The organism is Paenibacillus solani (assembly GCF_001277345.1).
In the GTDB taxonomy this organism is placed as follows: Bacteria; Bacillota; Bacilli; order Paenibacillales; family Paenibacillaceae; genus Paenibacillus_AQ; species Paenibacillus_AQ solani.
The window spans coordinates 3,601,673-3,624,640 of sequence record NZ_LIUT01000001.1 but is presented as its reverse complement, the minus strand read 5'-3'; the positions used below and the strand labels follow the sequence as shown (position 1 = coordinate 3,624,640).

Below are 22,968 nucleotides of genomic sequence, written 5' to 3'. Positions count from 1 at the left end.
CGATCCGTACGTGCTGGAAGAAATTCATCATTCGTTCTCGGAGGCATTGACCGAGCGTTTGACGAAATTGAGCAAACACCATCAGGTTACGATGAACAGTATGATGCAGACGGCATGGGGCATGTTGCTGTGCAGCTACAACAACACCGACGATGCAGTGTTCGGTGCGGTCGTGTCGGGGCGTCCTGCGGAAATCGAGGGCGTCGAGAACATGGTGGGGCTGTTTATCAACACGCTGCCCGTTCGACTAAGCCCGAAAGAACACGCGGAAACGTTCATTGAAACGGTCAAAGGGTTACAGCAAAGAGCGAGGGATTCGGAGAAATACGATTACATTTCCTTGGCCGAGATTCAAGCGCAATCGGATCTGAAACAAAACCTGATCGATCACCTGTTTATCTTTCAGAACTATCCGGAAGTCTACGAAATAAGCGGGCAATCCGAGAATCAGGATTTTCAGATCACGGATGCTCAAAGTTTTGAGCATACCAACTATTCGTTAAGCGTGATCATGCATTTGCGTTCGAACCGGCTCGGCATCAAAATCGGTTTCAATGCGTCGGAACATGGTAGAGATAATATCGAACGAGTCATCAGCCATTTGGAGACCATTCTGGAGCAAGTGTCGGCACGGCCGGACATGCGGCTGGACGAGATCGAGCTGGTCGTAGAAGAAGAGAAGCGTCACCTGCTGGATACGTTTAACGACACGAAGGCGGAGTATCCGAAGGACCAAACGATCCAGGCACTGTTCGAGCAGCAGGCGGAGCGAACGCCGGCAGCTGAGGCGGTCGTATTCGAGTCTGAACGGTTGACGTATGGGGAGCTGAACGCGAAGGCGAACCAGTTGGCGCGGGTATTGCGGGCGCGTGGCGTCGGAGCGGACCGGATCGTGGGGATTATGGCGGATCGCTCGGTAGAGATGATCGTGGGGATTCTCGCAATACTAAAGGCCGGAGGCGCGTACTTGCCGATCGATCCTGCGTACCCGGCGGAGCGGATCGCGTACATGCTGGAGGACAGCGGCGCCGATTTGCTGCTCGTGTATGGGGGTGCACAAGTGCCTGCGGCGTACACGGGAGAGGCACTGTACCTGGCAGACGAGTCGCTGTACGCGGGGGATGCGTCGAACCTGCCTGCGGTAAATGGACCGAAGAATATGACGTACGTCATCTACACGTCTGGATCGACGGGTTTGCCAAAAGGAGTCATGATTACCCAACAGAACCTGGTCAACTATATCAGTTGGACGCAGAAGGTATACGTACAGGGAGATTCGCTGGACTTCCCTCTTTATTCGTCTATTGCTTTCGATCTCACGGTCACTTCTATTTTCACTCCGCTTGTGAGTGGCAATCGAATCGTCATCTATTCCGACCAAGACATAGTCATAGTTATGGAACGCATTTTGACTGAAAATAAAGTGGGGATCGTTAAACTCACCCCAACGCATTTAAGTCTGCTCGGCGAAATACCGATTACTTGTTCGAATCTGAAGCGGATCATCGTGGGAGGGGAGCAACTCGAAGCTCACGTGGCGAGGAAATTCACTAGTCGTTGTGAATTCCCCGTTGAAATCTTTAACGAATACGGCCCTACGGAAACCACAGTCGGTTGCATGATTTACCGATACGACGAGGCAAGGGAAGGCATGTACGCGGTTCCCATCGGCAAGCCGGCAGATAACGCAAAAATCTATGTGTTGGATGCAAGCCAGCGTCCTGTACCCCAGGGAGTTCCCGGAGAAATTTATATTGGAGGGGAAGGACTAGCTAGAGGTTATTTAAACCGTCCAGAACTGACGACGGAGAAGTTCGTGGACAATCCGTTTGAACCTGGTGAGCGGATGTACCGGACGGGGGATCTCGCAAGATGGTTGCCGGACGGGAACCTGGAGTACATGGGCCGGATCGACGAGCAGGTGAAAATCCGGGGGTACCGGATCGAGACGGGCGAAATCGTGCACGGTCTGCTGCAGCACGCGGACGTGAAGGAAGCGGTGGTCGTCGCCCGGAAGGACGAGCGAGGCGAAGCTTACCTGTGCGCGTACGTGGTGAGCGTGGAAGAATTCGACGCATCCGCGCTGCGTTCGTATTTGAAGCGCAGCCTGCCGGAGTACATGGTGCCGTCGTATCTGGTAGAAGTGGAGCGGATTCCGCTAACGGCCAATGGCAAGGTGGATCGGAAGGCGCTGCCGGAGCCGCAAGGGCTGGCGCAGGCGGGAAGCGAATACGTCGCGCCGCGAAGCGAGACGGAAGCAAAGCTGGCGGAGATTTGGCAGGACGTGCTTGGCCTTTCGCAGTCGGTGGGCATCCGGGACAACTTCTTCGAGCTGGGCGGCCACTCGCTCAAAGCGACGCAGCTGATGTCGCGCATCCAGAAGCAATTGGACGCGAGTGTGCCGCTGGGCGAAGTGTTCTCAAGCCCGACGGTAGAGGAACTTGCGGGGTATTTGGAAGTGGCGGCTACCAAGGAACGTTACGAGGCGATCGGCAAGGCGGAGCCGCGCGAATGGTATCCGGCCTCGCCTGCACAGCAGCGGCTATACGTGGTAAGTCAGCTGGACCCAAGGGGTATCAGCTACAACATACCGTGGGCGCTGGAGATTGCAGGGGAGTTGAATGCGGAGCGCGTGCAGGAGAGCTTGAACCTGCTGGCGGCGCATCACGAATCGTTCCGCACGTCGTTTGCGATGCAAAAAGGGGAATTGATGCAGCGCATCGCCGAGCGGGTGGAAGTAGCGCTGGAAGTAACGGAAAGCACGGAGGAAGAAGCAAAGACGCGGGTGAAGGCGTTCGTTCGTCCGTTTGATCTGGGCGAAGCGCCGCTTCTGCGTGCGGGACTGATCCGCCTGGAAGAGCGGCGGTACGTGCTGCTGCTGGACATGCACCACATCGTCTCGGACGGCACGTCGATGGACGTGTTCGTGGACGAGTTTACGCGATTGTACGCGGGCGAGCAGTTGGCGCCGCTTGCGATCCACTATAAGGATTATGCGGTATGGCTGCGTGAGAAGATGCAGGGCGAGGCGTACCAAGCTCAGGAGCAATACTGGCTGCAGGCGTTCGAGGAAGAGGCGCCGGTACTGCAGCTGCCGACGGACTACGAGCGGCCTGCGGTCCGCCGGTTCGAAGGGGAACGTACGGGTCAATTGTGGAGCGAGCACGAGACGGAACGGTTGAAGCAGCTGTGCGCGAAGCAAGGGGTTACGCTGTACATGGCGCTCTTGGCGGCGTACGGGGTGTTGCTGTCGCGCTATGCGGGGCAGGAGGATGTCGTCGTCGGTTCTCCGGTGGCGGGCAGAAGGCATCCAGATGCGGAACGGATGATCGGGATGTTCGTTAACACGCTGGCGATGCGCAGCCGCCCGACGGGAAGCAAACGGTTCGACGCGTACTTGGCGGAAGTGAAGGCCGCGGTGCTGGGCGCGATGGAGAACCAGGATTATCCGTTCGAGGAACTGGTGGAGAAGGCTGCGGTGCGGAGGGATATGAGCCGCAACCCGCTGTTCGACACGATGCTGGTGCTGCAGAACATGCAGATGAGCGAATGGAAGCCGGAAGGGTTAACGATTCGGCCGTACCCGCAGGAATATCGGATCGCGAAATTCGACCTGACGGTAGCTGCGGTCGAGCAGGAAGGACGGCTGTATTTCGACTGGGAATACAGCACGGCACTGTTTAAGCAGGAAACGGTTGAGCGCATGGGCAAACATCTAGCGGCGATCGTGGAGCAGATCGTAGAAACGCCGGACATACGGCTGGACGAGATCGAGCTGGTCGTAGAAGAAGAGAAGCGTCAGCTGCTGACGGTGTTTAACGACACAAAGGCGGAGTATCCGAAGGATCAAACGATTCAGGCGCTGTTCGAGGAACAGGCGGAGCGGACGCCGGAAGCGGAGGCGGTCGTATTCGAGTCTGCGGAAATGACATATGGGGAGCTGAACGCGAAGGCGAACAAGTTGGCGCGGGTATTGCGCGGCCAAGGGGTTGGCGCGGACCGGATTGTGGGGATTATGGCGGAGCGCTCGGTGGAGATGATCGTGGGCATTCTCGCGATTCTGAAGGCTGGCGGCGCGTACTTGCCGATTGACCCGGCGTATCCGGCAGAGCGGATCGCGTACATGCTGGAAGACAGCGGGGCTGATCTGCTGCTTGTATACGGGGACGTGGAAGTACCGCCTGGGTATCCGGGACAGGTGCTGAATCTGGGGGACGCGTCGCTGTACGCAGGCGACACCTCGAACCTGCCAGCGGCAAGCGGGCCGAACGACATGGCGTATGTCATCTATACATCAGGATCGACGGGACAGCCGAAGGGGGTCATGGTCGAGCACGTTTCGCTGGTGAATTTGTCGACATGGCACTGTCGTTACTTTGAAGTGAGGGATACGGATCGCGCGACGCAGTACGCGGGAATCGGTTTTGACGCTGCCGTATGGGAAATATTCCCCTACCTCATGAGCGGGGCGGCGATCTATTTGGCCAGTCCGCATATTCGTACGGATTTCGAGGCGTTAAGCCGGTTTTACCAGGAGAACGGGATCACGGTCTCGTTTCTGCCAACGCCGGTATACGAGCAGTTCGCGGAGCAACCCGGCCATTCTCTTCGCGCGCTGCTTACCGGCGGCGATACATTAGGGAAAACGAAGAGATCCGGGTATCGATTATCCAACAATTACGGACCAACGGAGAATACGGTGGTTGCGACCAGCGGCTGGGTAGAAGCCGAAGAAGGGGTTCCTTCAATCGGCAAGCCGATACAGAACGTACGGATTTATGTGGTGAATCAATCGAACCAACTGCAGCCGATCGGGGTGCCGGGGGAGCTGTGCATCGCAGGAGACGGTTTGGCACGCGGATATTTAAACCGTCCGGAGTTGACGGCGGAGAAGTTCGTGGACAACCCATTTGAACCTGGCGAGCGGATGTACCGGACGGGAGACCTGGCCAGATGGCTGCCGGATGGGAACCTGGAGTACATGGGCCGGATTGACGAACAGGTGAAAATCCGGGGGTACCGGATTGAGACGGGCGAAATTGTACACCGTCTGCTGCAGTACGCGGACGTGAAGGAATCGGTGGTCGTCGCCCGGAAAGACGAGCGGGGAGAAGCGTACTTGTGCGCGTACGTGGTGAGCGGCGGTGCATTCGATCCATCTGAACTGCGTTCACATTTGAAGCGCAGCTTGCCGGAGTACATGGTGCCGTCGTACTTGGTGGAAGTGGAGCGGATTCCGCTGACGGCCAACGGCAAGGTGGACCGGCGGGCGCTGCCGGAGCCGCAAGGGCTGGTGCAGGCGGGAAGCGAATACGTCGCGCCGCGAAGCGAGACGGAAACGAAGCTGGCGGAAATTTGGCAGGACGTGCTTGGCCTTTCGCAGCCGGTGGGCATCCGGGACAACTTCTTCGATCTGGGCGGCCACTCGTTAAAAGTGATAGAACTCGTGGCCGTCATGAGAGAACATGGATTTTCCATCGAACCGCAAAGCATCTACAAAGGCATGACAATCGAGGAAATTTCAAAAATGATAATAATGGACGACGTCTTGACCGAAATGGAGAGCAGCGTGAATGCTGCGTTGATAGCGGCAAAAGCTAAGGAAGTCGAAGAGTAAAAGGAGGATAACAGGTGGAAAATACTCTGAAATTGTTGTGCTTCCCTTATGCGGGAGGTTCGTCCTTTTCGATTTATCGCCAATGGACCAAGTGGCTAAGCCCCATTCAACTCATCCCCATAGAACTGCCTGGCAGAGGATCCAGAATGGAGGAACCGCTCTTATATTCTTTGGAGGAATTGGAAGAAAACTTGTTTCAAGATATTGTCCGAAATCACATACAAGAGAATGACCGTGTGGCCTTGTTCGGTCACAGCATGGGAAGTTTGCTGGCTTATCGAATTGGATTGCGCATAGGGACCGACTCTCCCTATTCGCTTGTCCATACCTTTCTATCGGGATTCGATCCCCTTCATCTCCCAAGGAAAAAAGTATATCATCGGATGTCAGATCGTGAGTTCATGCACGAAATGTGCGAATTGGGCGGAACTCCAATAGAAGTGATGCAACATGAAGTCATGCGCAATACCTTTTTGCCCGTTCTGCGTGCCGATATTCAAGTGGTAGAGACCTATTTGGAATCGGACCGCAACGTTGCCGACTGCAAACTTGCATGCGATATGTCTGTTCTGTACGGATTCCATGACAACACGATGTCTGATAGAATCCATTCGTGGAATCGATACACGCATTGTCGGACGGAGTTCAAGGGATTCGAAGGAGACCATTTTTTCATCGTGAATGACAATCAGCGGGAAGTTCCAACATATGTCCGCAAAGTTTTAATGGAAAAACTGGCGGTTTCCATTTAGGAGGGAACAATTTGGAGAGAGACATTATTTACGAAGTATCATCCTGAATTTCGAAAGTGCATAAGATCAAGGCAAGATGCTGAAGCAATAGCGACTTGAGGTGTGAAAATGTAGGGATTTCCCATACCGAAAGGAGGCCCCCTTCCCACTGAAGAGGAGGTCTCCTTTTTCCATGTAAAATTCTGATGAATCTTTGTTAGCGACCGGCAAAGTCCTTCATGAGCGGCCAGGAGCATCCCCATCATTACTCCGAATACCAGACCGACAATTAAGCTTCTTATAATTCCTGCACGTCAATGAAATGTTTTGCCGGTTTTAACTTCTGTTTGGACCTGGGCCATAATGAATTCCTCCTTTGGTAATATGGTTTTTACTTTTGGAATGTGGAATTCAACAATTATGCAAAAAGTTATTTTTTCTCCAGCAAGGTTTATGAATGCGGTTATACGATGGAACTGAGGCATATATCAATCCCACTTCCCAACAGAACGGTTCTTAGGGGAAAAGAAGATGAGTTTGCAAGCTTGTTTTTGTTTTAGTAATCAAGAAAAAAATCAAGGTAATTTACATTTTAACGAACATTATTGTGGGATATATTGTACTATAATGGTATAATTTACCTTAGTCCTTATTTTTGTATGTATATAAGCAAGAGGGGGTTGAATAGTGACTGCACCTGAAAAGAGAACAAAACTTGGTTTGTCTGAAGTTATCGAAGGCAACCTAAGGAGCTTGCAGAAATCTTCTATGAACAAGGAACTAGACGGATTTAAGAGCGATCATGCTTTTCAGAAGATCCGTTTAGAGGCAAGCACGGTCTCAGTTATAACGGAATTCATTCGCCAGCATCAGCTTTGCATGCCTTCTTTCCTAACGGCGGTATGGTCTGTTTTACACTCTCATTATGTCAATCATTACGAGGTAGCTGTTTGGCATTCCGTGATATCGGATGCAGCAGAAGACGCCTGCAACCAGCGTGATCCGCTTCTTATACATATTCAGAATGAAGACCGGTTTTATGATTTGGTTCATAAGGTTAAGACGCAAATGGATCATGGGAAAAGAGAAGGTGAAGACAGGATTGAAACATTCACGCAAGCCGAAACGTGTTCCACGGACTCGACGGAATCGGATGAATGTTCCATTTCCGGCATAGTAAAGACGCAATGGAGCCCGATCGGCAACATCTCTTCATACGAGACGAACCAGCCGATGATCGCATTTTTGTACGAGTCCCGACTGGGCGAACTAGAATATACGGTTCAGTATGATAGAAGGTATTTGGATAAAGTGCAGATGTATACGCTTGCAGGACAATTCCAAGTATTGCTGAAAGGCGTATTGTATGGCCCAGAGAAACCTGTGCTGTCCCACCCGTTCCTCACTGCAAGTGAAGGGAAACAATTCATCCGCTGGAATGATACGGACAGGGCGTATTCTAAGCATAAAACCGTTCATCAATTAGTCGAGGAACAGGCGGCCAGAACGCCGGAAGCAGTTGCCGTGGAGTTTCGTGAGCAGAAGCTGAGCTACTCCGAATTAAACCGCCGAGCTAACCGAATTGCCCGTATTATTATGGATGCGTACCGAGCTAAAGGGCAGTTTAAGCAGCTGCCGACCATGCCTGTAACCCTTGTTATGGATCGAAGCGCAGATGTGCTTCCAGCCATGTTGGGAGTGATGAAGGCCGGAGGGGCTTACCTTCCGGTGGATCCCGCTTATCCTAAGGAACGCATTCGGTTTATTTTGGAGGATGCGCAGACGCAAGTGATTCTAACAACCCGACAATTGGCGGCCAAGTTGAAGCCGATCATCCGTCAAGTTAGCTTGGAGGAACCGCAGCTTATTTGTATCGACGAGTGTCTTGCGCAGCATGGCGGATCAGATGAAAATGTGAACACAGAGGTCAAGCCAAGCGATCTGGCATACGTCATCTATACGTCCGGTTCCACGGGAAACCCGAAGGGTGCGCTGATCGAACACGCCGGACTTGTTGCGCTGATTCCCTATCTGATCGACAAGTTTGGTCTAACTCCGAATACAAGGGTGACGCAGTTCGCTTCCATTAGCTTCGACGCTTCGGTTTATGAGTGGATCGGGACGTTATCAGTCGGCGGAACGCTCGTTGTCCTGTCGGATGACGAACTGCCGCCTTACGCCGATATCTCGGACATACTAGAGCAAAAAAATATTCATGTTACCATGCTGCCGCCCTCCATAATAAAAACGATGACAAAGCGTGACTTGCCTGGCCTGCGAACGATCGTGTCAGCCGGAGAAGCTTGCACGCCTGATCTTGTGATGGATTGGGGAAAAAATCGGTTATTCCTGAATGCTTACGGCCCGACGGAAGTGACAATTATTTGTTCTGTTGCGATATGCAAGCCGGGAACAACGGTTACAATCGGGCGGCCTGTTTCGAACAAACGTCTGTTCGTCCTGAATCCTTCCGGACATCCGGTTCCGATCGGTGTTCCCGGCGAGTTATGGGTGGGCGGTATAGGACTGGCCAGAGGCTACTTGAACCGCAAAGAGCTGACTAAGGAGCGCTTCGTCCACAAAGAGATGGTAATGGGAGAGGGCCATACTCCTCGAATAGAGAGGCTATACAAAACCGGAGATATCGTAAAGTGGACGCCGGACGGGGAATTAATATATTTAGGCCGCAGTGACGATCAGGTTAAGATTAGAGGCTACCGCATTGAGCTTGGAGAAATCGAGAATCAGATTCGGAACTATCCGGGTATCGGGCAATGCTTGGTCAGGGCGTGGTACGATGGGCATTATCAGAAGCTGGCGGCTTATTATACGTCCTCCACAGAGCTGAAAGAGGCCGAATTGATGCAGCACTTGACCGCCGTATTGCCATCTTACATGATACCTTCTTACTTTTGCCGACTTGAAGAGTTTCCTTTGAATGCAAACGGTAAAATAGATCGGTCGGCGCTTCCACATCCGATTGCGGTGGAGAACCATTCTTTCGAAGAGGAGACGGAAGCGGGAGAGGACGAAATGGAGAAGCGGCTGCTGCACGTTTGGCGGCACCTGCTTAAGCGGCAAAACATAGGCGTTAACGACCACTTTTATGCTGTTGGGGGAGATTCGATTCTTGCCATTCAGTCAGTGTCTATGGCTAGGGATCAGGGAATCGTCTTCACTCCTAGACAATTGGCGGACAATCCGAGTGTAAAGGAGTTGGCGGCTGTAGCCGCTTGGCAGGACGGCGATGAGCCGAAGGAGCAAGACATCGATTGGGAGGGCGAATTCGGGCTGACGCCGATTCAGCACTGGTTTTTCGAGCAGCGGTTTGAAGAACCAAATTACTTCAATCAGTCTCATATGTTGGTGCTCAACCATTGCGATGCTGCGAAGCTGGAGTCTGCCGTTAATCGGTTGATCCGGCTGCATCCGGAGCTGGCGGTACAATTCGTGAAGAGCGGGAATACGTATGTACAGCGTTACCGAACGGATGCTAGCGTGGAAGTTGCCTCATATATGATCCGAGAGACAGAGGCCCCTGATCCGGAAATTGCCGCCATATGTGCGAAGTGGCACGGGGGACTGGAATACGAGTCGGGAACGATGCTTTGTGCCGGAATGATTGAGGGACACCTTGACGGTAAAATTCGTCTGTTCATTACGGTTCATCATCTAGTCATCGACGGAGTCTCCTGGCGCATTTTGCTTCAAGATCTGTATCAGCTATATCATGGCACCGAGCTGCCACCGGTTCAGAGCCCCTTCAAGAAGTGGCAGGCTGCGATCACGGACTATGTATCCAAAGAAGAAACTGTCCGTCATGTGGCCTACTGGACTGAGGTGCTGAAGCGAACGGGCGCATTCCAGTTACCGGTAGATCATTGTGCAGATAACAGAAGCTGCACTGAATCTGCAGAGCTTGTCGCAACGCTGCAGCCAAGCGATACGCAGCGGTTGTTGCATCAGTGTGCCCATGCTTATCATACGCAAATCAACGATTTGCTGCTTACGGCTTGGTCGCTTATGTTGTCAACCTGGTCCGAACAGGAAACAGTCGCCTTTCGGCTAGAGGGGCATGGACGGGAGCACTGCGTATCGGACATGAACTTAACCAGATCGATTGGCTGGTTTACGTCGATGTTTCCCGTTTGCATTCAGGTGCCGTCTGAAAGTTCTTTAGGAGAAACGATCAAATCCGTCAAGGAACAGTTGCGCCGCATCCCTGACCATGGCATTTCATACGGCGCTCTACGGTACTGCCATTTATCTAAGCAGGTTCGAACCTCTTTAACAGCTTCCGAGCCGCAGGCGCTTTTCAACTATTTAGGCCAGTTCGATTTTACGGAAATGGAAGAAGAAGCGGCAAGTGAATGGCTGAACTTCACGAGTGATACCGCACAGGACCATAGTTCATCCAGGAACCACGGAACTAGTCTTTTGGAACTTAACTGCTCTATCATTCAAGGCAGGTTGCATTTGTTTATGAAATACTCTAAACGTCATTACGAGGAAGCAACGATTGCCCGGTTGACCCAAACCTTCATTTCCTACCTGCTTTCGGTCATCGAGCATTGTGAGGATAAAGAGGTCGAAGAGTTTACGCCAAGTGATTTTCCGCTCGCTTCGCTTGATCAACATTCGCTTGATCAGATCGTAAACATGTACCATTCGCAATACGGTCTGGATCAGGTAATGCCGCTAAGTCCGATGCAGAAAGGTCTTTTGTTCCATTATTTAGATCATGTGTCCTCTGACCAATATGTAGTGCAGACGAGTTGGAAATACAATGGCCGGCTCGATGTCGATCGATATCGGGAAGCGTGGCAGCGAGTCATTGCCGAAAATGATTGCTTACGGACATGCTTTGTTTGGGAAGCGATGGACGAGCCGGTACAGTGCATCGTTCAAAAAACGAAACTGGATTGGACAGTAGTGGATATCAGCTCGCAAACTCTGGATCGGCTGCAAGAGTACTTGGAACGGTGGATGACATTGGACCGCGAACGCCGCTTCGATCTGCGACAGCCTGCGTACCGGCTTGCGCTTTTTCAGAACGGTCCGGAGGAATGGGCGGTTGTTTGGAGCTACCATCACATTTTGCTTGACGGATGGAGCCTTCCGCTGCTGCTTAATCGAGTTCATGACATTTATGCATGCAGTTTACAGGCCATAACACCTAAGCGCAATCCATCTCTCTCATTCGAACCCTACATACGGTGGCTGATCTCGAAGGACCGGACAGAAGCTGAAGGGTTCTGGAAGGCTTATTTGGCTGACGTTACCGAGCTGACCCCGCTTCCGATGGACATAAGCGGCAAGAGCTTCGAAGCGCACCCACCGATTCGCACACAGCAGATCGAGACGTTGCAGCTAGACGCGGACTTTACAGGACGCATAGCAATGTATGTGCAGCAAACGCAAATATCGCTCAATACGTTGGTGCAGTTCGCTTGGGGAAAAGTACTGCAAGTTCTTCATGACGTGGATGTTACTGTATTCGGCATGGTCGTATCCGGTCGAGGGTCCGACCTTCCCAAAGCGGATCGGATCACCGGTTTGTTGATTAATACGCTTCCTTTGGTAATGCAGTGGAATACTGACCAATCCGTCACTAGCTATTTAAAAGACCTCCATCACACGATTCACAAGCTGAACGATTACTGCTATATCAGTCTGACCGAATTGAAAGATTGGAGCTCCGTTCAAAGTCCTACGCTGTTTCAAAGCATCGTCGCCTTCGAAAATTATGTGAACGACTACCGCCAGCCGGCAATCGGACTGAATATGATTGCGATGGAGGAACGCGAGAAAACGAGTTATCCGCTCACCATTACTATTGCAAGTGATGGAGAACACATTACCATCAAGCTCATGTACGATGCTGAGCGGTTGGAGCAAGAAACGGTTCGCAGGTTGACGGTGTATCTGCGCCATGCCTTGCATGCTGCGGTGGAGCACCCCGATTGTGCTGTCCGAGACATTGTTTTGCTATCCGAAGACGATTACGAACGAATTGTCTATGATTGGAACCGTACGTTCACCGAATATCCAAGGGAGAGTTCAGTAGTCGAGCTGTTCGAGGAACAGGCCCGGCTTCTGTCTGACCAACCGGCGGTGATTGCATACGATCGGGTTGTAACTTACGAGAGACTGAGCCGATTGTCCCGGCATGTGGCAAACTTGCTCGAGGAGGAGGGTGTGGTTCACGGTCAGTTTATTGGTGTATGTTTGCCGCGTTCTCTCGAATTTATCGTTTCGATTCTCGGCATTTTGAAGGCGGGATGCACCTATGTACCGATTGATCCCGATTTCCCGGCGGAACGTACGCGCGATATGATCCGGGACGCTGGACTGGATATGATCATCACCTTACGAAGCGGGGCGGACAGCGTAACGGAGGCTGGACAAGGTACCCGCTTGAAGTTGATTTACGCTGATGATTTCGATGTTGTTCCTTCCATGGGGCAGGAGGAAAAAGGCGCCGGGCCCGCGACAGCCAGTGATCTTGCCTACCTGATGTATACGTCCGGTTCAACGGGCAGACCGAAGGGGGTTATGGTCGAGCATCGCAGCATTGTTCGTCTAGTGAAAAATACGAACTATTTTCCGTTTTCTCCAGATATGAGACTGCTTTATACCGGTTCGCCCGTATTTGACGCTTCTACGTTTGAAATATGGGGTACGCTGCTGAACGGGGGCCGTTTGTTCGTCGTTTCCAAAGATGATCTTATGAACATCAGCCTGTTGAAGCAGCAGATGAAAGCATGGGACATTAACTCGTTATGGCTTAGTGCCGCCTTATGCAATCAGTGGATCGAGGAGAACGTATCAATGTTCGCCGGACTTCGCTCGTTAATCGTAGGCGGAGAGGTGCTATCGGCGAGGCCGATCAATCGTCTCCGGCTCGCGTATCCGTCACTTACGATCCTGAACGGCTATGGTCCAACGGAGAACACCACCTTTTCGACAAGTTATCCGATTGAACGTCCCTTTGAACGTGATATCCCTATCGGCAAACCGATCAGCAATACGACCTGCTATATTTTAAACGCAAGGGGAGGCGTTCTGCCTGTCGGCGCTGTCGGAGAAATCTACGTAGGAGGGGACGGCGTCGCACGGGGCTATTGGAAGCAGGAGGAACTGACGGGCAAGGTGTTTGTTCCGAATCCGTTTGCCTCTGCTGAGGATCGCGACAAAGGAAGAAATTTGGTGCTGTATCGGACCGGGGATCGCGGAAGATGGCTGCCGGACGGCAATATCGAGTATATCGGGCGGAGCGATGGACAGTTGAAGCTTCGAGGCATCCGGATCGAACTCGGGGAAATCGAGCACCGTCTTAGCAGCTTTCCTGCTGTGAAACAAAGTCTCGTTCTCGGCCGAGAGGTTCACGGGGAACTACGCTTGATCGCTTATTATACATCGGACAAAAATGAGCAGGAAGAGGAGCTTTCAGCCTACATGGCTAGGTGCCTTCCATCGTATATGCTGCCTTTCCGGTATGTTTGGTTGGATTCATTTCCGTTAACGGTGAACGGAAAAGTTGATCGGAGAATGCTCCCATTTCCGGAAGTGCATCACACCAAACAGGATTTCGAATCAGGTGCCTTGACGGACCTGGAACAACAAATGGAGCAGATCTGGCGTCATGTGCTGAAGCTCGATTATATCGGCAAGCATGAAGAATTTCACTCACTCGGAGGGCACTCGCTCCATGCGCTGCGTATGGTCAGCATGCTGCAAAAGAATGGGTATTCGGTTACGGTCAATCAAATCTTACGGGAACAAACAATTGAACGGCTGGCCCGCTCCTTGAGCGGGACACTTTCAGATCCGCCTCCGGCTTCCGCCGTCATTTCGGATACAGATATGAGATCAACGGGGCAGAAGACGTACCCGAATAACGGATTTCCGCTATCGGCCGTGCAAAGACGTTTCTTCAAACGAGACTTGAAAAACCGCAACATGTTCAATGTCCCTTATCTAGGGTTGCTCAAGCAGCGTACGACTAACCATGAGCTGAACCGTGCGTTACAGCTTCTGGTTCATAGACATGCGGCGTTGCGGTTGACTTTTGCTCGGCTTGATCATGGTGAGTGGTACCAATACGAGCGGGAACTCGATATGAACCGGATGTTTACTTACGTCGATTTGCGGGAGAAAGCCGCTTCCCAAGACATTTTTATCTCTGAGTACTGCTCCAATCTTCAGCATGGATTCAATATCGAAACTGGACCATTATGGAAAGTCGTATTGTTTGACCATTACATCGGCGGATGCGGGCAGGTATTGCTGCTCCTGTTCCATCATTCGATTTTTGACGGGATGTCGATGAATATCGTTTTGGATGATTTAAGACAACTTCTCTTATCGGACTTGGGAGAAGATGATGAACAGGACGATGAAATAGGAAGCAGCTACCGCGATTGGTGTGAGGCGCTGACACAATACGCAGCCAGCGGCATTTCGGCCGAGGCAGAAGCCTATTGGAGAGATGTTGTCGAAGGAGGCAGGTCGTTGCAGACCGACCGAGAAACGGAGGAATGGCCTCTCCACAGTCATATGGCAACGATCACGTTTGATTTGCTGGAAGGCACCGAGCAAGTAAAGCAATTGAAGGCATTTGCGGCTGAGCATCAAACTAGCCCTCTTGGAGTCATGTTGGCGGTATTGTCGCGGACTTGCTTCGACTTAAAAAAGCAGTCGGACCTGCTACTGCACCTGATGTCCTACCAGCGTGAGTCCTTTTTGCCGGGGATCGCGATTGACCGCACGGTCGGATTTTTTGCCGGGGCATATCCAGCACGAATCCGCATCGGTAAGCAGGAACTTGCAGGCGATTCTGAGGCGCTGCTGGAGCATGTCAAACGGACGCTGCAAGATATTCCTAATGAAGGTATGGACTATTTTGCTTTGCGGCATATCGTACCGGAACTTCATCCGGAGACGGTGCCTTTTATCGATGGAAGCCGCATGCTGTTCCATTATCAATCGGAGGAAACAGCTTGGCAGGCCGACGATCTCTACGAGCCGTTGCCCCTTCCGTTTGGAAATACCAATGCGCCGGACAACCCTTCCGCTTATTGGTTAAATATGACGGCTTGCTTGAAGCGGGACAGGCTGAGCTTGACCTGTTATTACAGCACGCTACATTACGAAAAACAAACGGTGGCCGGGCTGGTGCACCGGTTTGCAACATATTTGCGCCAAGGCATCGAAGTTAAATCGTTCACAATTATAGGTGAAGGGAGCTTTTGTCATGAAAATTTATGGATTTTGCCCGTTTTTTAACGAAAACCGGGTGGCGCAAATTAAACTGAAAGAAGATGCCCACTGGATCGACGAGCTTCACGTGATCGAGGCTAACAAGACATTCAGCTATGCGGACAAGCCCCGGAACTTCGATCCAGCTTATCTCGGTCCGAAGGTGGTTTACCATTCGCTTCATGCCGACAACGTGTTTCGCAAGCCGGAGCGGCACCAATTGTATTTTAACCCGGAGACTTGCCAAGCGGCGAACTTTGACCGCTGGTATTGGCGTTTGCTGAGCTACAACAGCGCATTTTATAACGAAGCGTATCAGAGAAGCCGGTGTTCCGACATCTTGCGGGAGCGGGTTGAGGATGACGATGTGATTATTCTGGCCGATTTCGATGAGATCATTGATAGTCGGATGGCGGACCGGATTGTCTCGGAAGTGAAAAGACGTCAAGTCATTACCGTCAAAATGCACTATTCCGTCTTTTTTCTGAATCTATTCTGCCGTTCCAATCACGGAGCTCCTCATTGGAGCTATCGCGTCTTTGCGATGACCGGACGATTTTTCAGAAGTATGCCTTTCTCGGGGGATTATCTAAGGAAGAAGGGGATTGCAGAAGGGCTCTATCAAGACATCTACTGCCTAGAAGAACCTGCCGGGTTTCATCATTCGTGGCTGGACTATCGCCAAACCGCACTCCCGAAGCTTCAAGCATTTGCAGCCAATGTCAAGGACAAAAGTATCGTGAACGAAGATTACATTAAGCAGTGTCTGGATGATAAAAAGCTGTACTATCTTGATACCGAGCTGTATGTGGATAACGAAAAATCGTTTTTGCCCGCTCTGCAAGACATCCCAATAGCGGATCTTTTGTACTAGAGGTTTCCGCGTGGGTCCAGAAGAGCCCGCAATCGGAATGGGCTTATGCGCTGCTGGACATCGCAGAAACGTGATCGACGGACAACTGACGCTGAGCGTAACGTACGATAAGCAGGAGTGCTGCGAAATCACGATGCAGGTATGCTGGACAACTACAAGAAGCAACTACTCTCGATCGTCATTGCATGTGGCAAACCGAGACAGAGCTTACTCTGAGCGACCTGGATAACGATAATATCACTTTAGAGAAGCTCGACGAATTTCATAGCAACTTAATAGATGTGGGGGAAGTAGTCGATGAGTCAAAAAGACAAAATCGTTAAGGTTTATCCATTGTCTCCAATGCAAGCCGGGATGTTGTTTCATTCACTTTTGGAAGAACGTTCTGAAGCTTATTTTGTACAGTCATACATCTCGCTTAGTGGCAGACTGGACCCGGTCCTATTGGAAAAAGGCTTGGCGGTTCTCATAGAGCGGTATGAAGTTCTGCGGACGTTCTTTTCGCATAAGAAGTTAAGTCAACCGCTACAAGCCGTCTTGAAACGAAGAGCGTCGGCCTTTCTCTACAAAGATATTACGGTGATGCAGGAAACAAAGAAGCGAGCGTACGTAGAGTCGTTCAAGAAGGCGGACCGGGAAAAAGGATTCGACTTAACGAAGGACGTGCTTATTCGGATTGCGGTTTTAAAGACCGGCGAGGATCAGTACGAAATGATTTGGAGCATGCACCACATCGTGGTGGACGGATGGAGTTCCGGTATCCTCCGCGAAGAGTATTTCAACATTTACGAGGAGCTGCGCAACGATCGCCCTCTTCAGTTGCCTCCAGCATATCCTTTTAGCGACTATATCAATTGGTTAGAAAAACAAGATAAGGAAGAAGCATTGCAATTTTGGAGCCAGTATTTGAAGGATTATGATCATCGGTCAGAAATCCCAAAAATCAAGCGAATCCAAGGCGAGAATGCGTATGCGTTGAAAGAGATTACTCATATCTTCGAAGAGACGCACACGGAACAGTTAACCAAGCATTGCAGGCGTCATAACCTTACATTAAACAATTGGATGCAATCGGCATGGGGAGTATTGCTCCAACAGTATAACAACACCGACGATGTTGTACACGGTATGGTTGTTTCCGGGCGTCCATCCGAGGTTCGTGGCATTGAGCGTATGGTGGGAATGTTCGTCAATACGATTCCAGTACGGATTCGTCGTACCGGGTACGAGACATTTCTCGCCATGGCTAAACAAGTACAGGCCGATTTGTTAAAATCCGAGCGGTACGACTACGTTTCCTTGGCAGACATTCAATCGCGCAGTGAACTAAAATCGAATTTGTTTGACCATATTTGCGTGTTTCAGAACTTCCCGATTGATACGCCCCCTATTCATGACGAGCACTCAGCACAAAGGGAATTGGTCATAACCGCTCTGAGGGGAATCGAGCAAACCAGTTACGGATTAAATGTAATCATGGGTTTAAGCGGAAATCGGCTTTTCGTTAAACTTAGCTACAATGCCGAAGCCTATCAAGAAGAAGCCATGGAGCAATTATTAAGACATCTGGCGGCGATCGTGGAGCAAGTGGCGGCAAGGCCGGACGTGCGGCTGGACGAGATCGAGCTGGTCGGGGAAGAAGAGAAGCGCCAGCTACTGGAGACGTTTAACGACACGAAGGCGGACTATCCGAAGGATAAAACGATCTATGCGCTGTTCGAGCAGCAGGCAGAACGGACGCCGGAAGCTGAGGCGGTCATATTCGAGTCTGTGCGATTGACGTATGGGGAGCTGAACGCGAAGGCGAACCAGTTGGCGCATGAGCTGCGGGTGCGTGGCGTCGGAGCGAACCGGATCGTGGGGATCATGTCGGAGCGTTCGGTTGAGATGGTCGCGGGGGTTCTCGCGATCTTGAAGGCCGGGGGCGCGTACTTGCCGATTGACCCGTCGTACCCGGAGGAGCGGATCGCATACATGCTAGAAGACAGCGGCACAAGGCTGCTGCTCGTATACGGCGGGGACGCGGAAGTACCGCAAGATTACGAAGGAACCGTGCTGAACCTTGCAGACGCGTCGCTGTACGCAGGCGACACTGCAAACCTGCCAACGGCAAGCGGTCCAAGCGATCTGGCGTACTTCATCTACACGTCGGGATCGACGGGACAGCCGAAAGGGGTCATGGTCGAGCACGGCAGCTTAATGAACATGATGGTTGCGCTGCAAAGAAAATATCCTTGTGGGGAAGAAGAAGCTTATTTGCTGAAGACGAGCTATACGTTCGACGTGTCTTTGACGGAACTGTTCGGCTGGATACCAGGCGGAGGNCTGCCGGACGGGAAGCTGGAGTACATGGGCCGGATTGACGAGCAAGTGAAAATCCGGGGGTATCGGATTGAGACGGGTGAAATTGTGCACCATCTGCTGCAGCACGCGGACGTAAAGGAAGCGGTGGTCGTCGCCCGGAAAGATGAGCGGGACGAAGCGTACATGTGCGCGTACGTGGTAAGCGGGGGAACATTCGAGGCATCTGAGCTGCGTTCGTATTTGAAGCGAAGCTTGCCGGAGCACATGATCCCGTCCTACTTCGTGCAACTGGAGCAATTTCCGCTCACCGTCAACGGCAAAGTAAACCGCAAAGCGCTGCCGGCTCCGGAAGAAAGTTTACAGAACGGAGCAGAACAAGCAATGCCCGAGACGGAGCTGGAGGCCAAGCTGGCGAAGATTTGGCAAGTGGTATTAGGTGTTCCAAGCCTCAGTGTCCTGGACAGCTTTTTTGACCTCGGCGGGCATTCTCTCAAAGCGCTGGTGTTGATGTCGGAAATGGAAAAGGCAGGATGCCGTTTTACCTTAACGGATATTTATCACTATAAATCGATCCGAGCGCTCGCCGCTTACCTTCAATCTGCGAAGGAGCAGGAAGGTCTCATTGAAGCGAAAGAAGCTCTCGTTTCCTGGCTGCACCGGGGGACGGAGTACGTGTATGAACTGGTCTCGTATCAAGTTAGAGGTGTGTTCGAAGAAACGAAAAATATTAACGTTCTATACAGCGACGATGTGGAAAAGAATCGCGTCGAAAGCCTCGTACAGACGATTAACGGGAAGGTCGCCAAAAATCTGCTGCCACACTATATCGTGCCTCTTCATCGAAGGATTGAAGTGGATCCGAACGAGACGATCGATGAAGAAGTTTTTTTCCGGTGTCTCGGTTTAAACGAAATAGAACCGGATGAGGCAACAACCATTCGCGCACGGCTTCACGAAAATTACCTTCAAACGGATCGGTGGATCAAAACGGGGCATGTGACGCAGGAGTACCCGTTTGGGGCGATACAACAGATGCAAATCAAGTTCCAAACGCCTCCTAGCATCGTTTTCTTCAAGTTGGACGAGTACGTGGATTATACGCTATTAGACCAGTCCTACGCTCAACTCGTGCAGCGCCAAGGTTTGTTGAGAAGCGTTCCCGTCCAAGGGGAGCCATGCGTTTGCTGGAAAGAATACGCCTTTCCTTCCACCCGTCCGCCGAAGCTTTATTTGATCGACGTATCGGGCTACAATTCTTACGGTCCGTTTATGGACATGCTGCAGGATTTCATACACAACACCCGTTACGACGGGGAGGGTATCTTGTATCAAATGATTCTGTTAAAACGAAATTTGCGCGAGCATTATGTGATCGGACTTTTGCATCATGCTCTTTGCGACCGGGTGACAACCGAAGTCATCGAGAGGCAGATGGTCTCTTTCTACAGAAGTCTTCTGCTAAATCAAGTTCCGCCTTCTGACGAAGTGAAGCCTTTTCTTGAGTATGTCAAGCATATTCAAAGCGGCCCACAAGGCATCTCCGAGCAAGAATTGATTTCGGCCTTTGAACTGGAGGCATTTCACCGGAGCAAGCAGGATATTTTACGCCGGCTTGAGCATCGAACGAGTGACGAAGCCTTCTTGTTCAACGTTGCTATTCCGGCCAAAGAACATTCCTTGGGGCTTGCGCTTTCCGTTTATACCAAGGGCCTGCAGGCCTACTTGGAGACGGATCATTTTCCCTTGCTGTTCTTATACGACGGACGAAGATATGAAGAAGCGTTATACTACAATACGGTCGGCGAATTTATTGATTACGTGCCTCTCTTCATCGATGCGGGATGGAATCAGGATAAAACAATGCGTTCCGTCAGAACCCGGCTGGATCTTTTGAAGGATAAAAACCTTAATTTTATGCATCTGCTCACCGATCCTACTTGTCGTTACGACTGGTCCAGAACCAAGAGGTCCGTACAGTTTGGGGAACAGTATGAGCATCTCGATCTGTTCATGTTTAATTATTTGGGCAATAGCACCAAGGGGGATTTGCGGGAAAGCTACGACGATACCGTCGTGAAACAGCCGAATCCGCTGCCGATTTATTCGCTGTTTAACTGTATCGCAACATCTTGCGCCGACGGGTTTATTTTCTCTTTTCGCTGTAGCTACAAGATTGACGTTGGGGAAGTCAGGATGGCTTTTCTCAAGGCAGCATGTGAACTATACACATAGAATCACAGTTTGGGCAACATCGATTCTAGTGGGGGTAGATAGCCCTCAACCTCGATGGGGCCGAAGCGGAGCGGAGGAGGCCGCTTGCGGCGAATGGACTTCGATTATCGCACCGATTTATTCTCTGATGAATTCATCCTAATGTGTTCTCATATCTCTAATCTGATCCAACAGATTATCCAAGATCCCCATCAATCGATAGCGGATAGAGGTATAGAACCATTAGACAATTAGTGCTAATTATTGAGAATATTCAAATGGTTGACGTAGTCGATAACATGGGGATAAAGAATACTCAGAAGGAGCAGTAAAAGGATGGATATTATTGCAGTGAATATTACAATACCTCTTTCTGATGATCAACTATTAGTTGGTTTAGCTATAATGGGAGAAGATAAAGCAAAACGTATCTCAAATTTTGTAATGCGAAAGGATAGGGAACGAGGGATTTTAGGAGATCTTCTAATTCGTTATTTAATTGGTAACAAATTTAATGTTTCTCCAGAAGGTATTGCTATTGTGACAGATCTATACGGTAAACCTTACTGGAACGATAGAAGAAAATGTGATTTTAATATTTCACACTCAGGTGATTGGGTTGTAGGAGTATTAGCTAATAATTGTGTAGGAATTGATGTTGAACAGATAGGTCCAATGGACCTATCTGTTGCAAGGCATGTTTTTTCTGAAGCAGAATTGCAAATCTTGCACAAAAAAGCTGGTGAGGCAGCGAAGGATTATTTTTACGAACAATGGACATTAAAAGAAAGTTATATTAAGGCCATTGGAAAAGGTTTTTATTACTCAACAAGGGATTTTACTATTAACGCACAAGCGTGTGAAAATCAAGTTATTGATGAGAAACAAACAGATTTATATTCTTTGAAGTCTTATCAAATTGATCCAAACTATAAGTTAAGTGTTTGTATTAAAGGGGGGAGGGATTTATTCCCTAATTATATCTCTATAATTACGAGTGAAAATCTAATCACCGACCTACCCTGGAGGCCCCAAGAATGATTTATGAAATGGACGAGCATTTATTACATGAAGTTCTCCCATATATTCAATAAGAACATTGAATATATGGGAGAATGGAGAACTAGAGCTTGTTAAAAAATTAAATAATGTTGGTTTAAATTCGTTACGATTAATTGCTATGATTGTGATGTAGAGGAGAAAATTCGACATTGAATTTGAAGAGATGTTAAATGAAAATTTTTCTATTGTTAGGACAACGTTTGAACAAATTAAAGCAAAAACAACTTAAGGTGGTCATTTTTCGAAAGTTAGTTCTGTCCGAGGTATCAAAGCTATAAAAAATATTATTTAATAATGTTGGGATATGGCTATATTAAAAACACCCTTTCTGGTATTATCCCCTTTTAGTAGACCAGAGAAAAAAGACATCTGGTAAGATGGAGGGACTGACCCCCGATTAAGAGACAGGGATCAAAACACCTTACAAGTTTAAGCAGCCAGTTGCCGAAAATGAATCGGCGACTGGTTGTTTAGGTGCGCCCGNGGTGCGCCCGGCATGGGCGATAACTTGGCGGTGAAAGTCCGCTACAGGCTTGGCAGTAGGAACTGTTAGCCAAAGGCAAGGGTGTCGGTCGTGAGGCCGAATCTGAAGGAAGCCGGAGGCAAACCCTCGGTCTGACGAACAGAAATCACATAAGAGGCATGGTGAGACGGACGAGCTTGCCTAACAAAGCAAAGTCCAATACTGCCCGAATCTCATCATGTAAATGTGGCAGATGGATGAGGGGAAGGTTATCGCTCTTACCCGGGGAGGTCTCACTGACGTCAAGTAGGAAAAAAAACCGAAAGACGGAGTAAAGCTTGTGGTGAGAAGTCAGCAGAAGCCATAGGACCGGAAAGTTTTTTTTCGGGAAGGGCCGAACAATCGTAAGTCTCGAGTACATACAGGAAGGAGAGTCGGCACGATG

General features: G+C 50.3%; 6 protein-coding genes and 1 pseudogene. All 7 read left to right on the top strand.

All coding sequences use genetic code 11. The features are described 5' to 3' along the window. Positions 1–10 precede the first annotated feature (10 nt). The 7 genes and pseudogenes from AM231_RS16570 (at position 11) to AM231_RS16545 (ending at position 22,039) form a co-directional block, all read left to right on the top strand. Complete coding sequence (locus AM231_RS16570; protein ID WP_054403495.1) at positions 11–5,617, top strand: non-ribosomal peptide synthetase; 5,607 nt, start codon at positions 11–13, stop codon at positions 5,615–5,617. 14 nt (positions 5,618–5,631) lie between these two features. Then, a complete protein-coding gene (locus AM231_RS16565) occupies positions 5,632–6,369 on the top strand; it encodes a thioesterase II family protein (protein ID WP_054403494.1) in 738 nt (245 codons plus the stop codon). Between the two features lie 666 nt (positions 6,370–7,035). Further along, on the top strand, positions 7,036–15,636 hold the full coding sequence (locus tag AM231_RS16560; protein ID WP_242615180.1) for a non-ribosomal peptide synthetase: 8,601 nt from the start codon (positions 7,036–7,038) through the stop codon (positions 15,634–15,636). After that, a complete protein-coding gene (locus AM231_RS16555) occupies positions 15,605–16,483 on the top strand; it encodes a glycosyltransferase family 17 protein (RefSeq protein WP_054403493.1) in 879 nt (292 codons plus the stop codon). The genes AM231_RS16560 and AM231_RS16555 overlap by 32 nt, the downstream gene beginning before the upstream one ends. A gap of 297 nt (positions 16,484–16,780) precedes the next feature. After that, a pseudogene (locus AM231_RS30245) lies at positions 16,781–18,807 on the top strand (non-ribosomal peptide synthetase); the annotation flags it as partial. A gap of 1 nt (position 18,808) precedes the next feature. Beyond that, positions 18,809–21,019 (top strand): phosphopantetheine-binding protein (locus AM231_RS16550; protein ID WP_242615179.1); only part of this gene is annotated, 2,211 nt, incomplete at its 5' end. A gap of 315 nt (positions 21,020–21,334) precedes the next feature. Beyond that, positions 21,335–22,039 (top strand): 4'-phosphopantetheinyl transferase family protein, encoded by a 705-nt coding sequence (locus tag AM231_RS16545; protein ID WP_054403492.1) that lies wholly within the window; start codon positions 21,335–21,337, stop codon positions 22,037–22,039. Positions 22,040–22,968: the final 929 nt, after the last annotated feature.

Excerpts from the sequence above, each read along its gene's own strand:
- AM231_RS16555 (WP_054403493.1), top strand. The coding sequence starts at position 15,605 with ATGAAAATTTATGGATTTTGCCCGTTTTTTAACGAAAACCGGGTGGCG.
- AM231_RS16545 (WP_054403492.1), top strand. The coding sequence starts at position 21,335 with ATGGATATTATTGCAGTGAATATTACAATACCTCTTTCTGATGATCAA.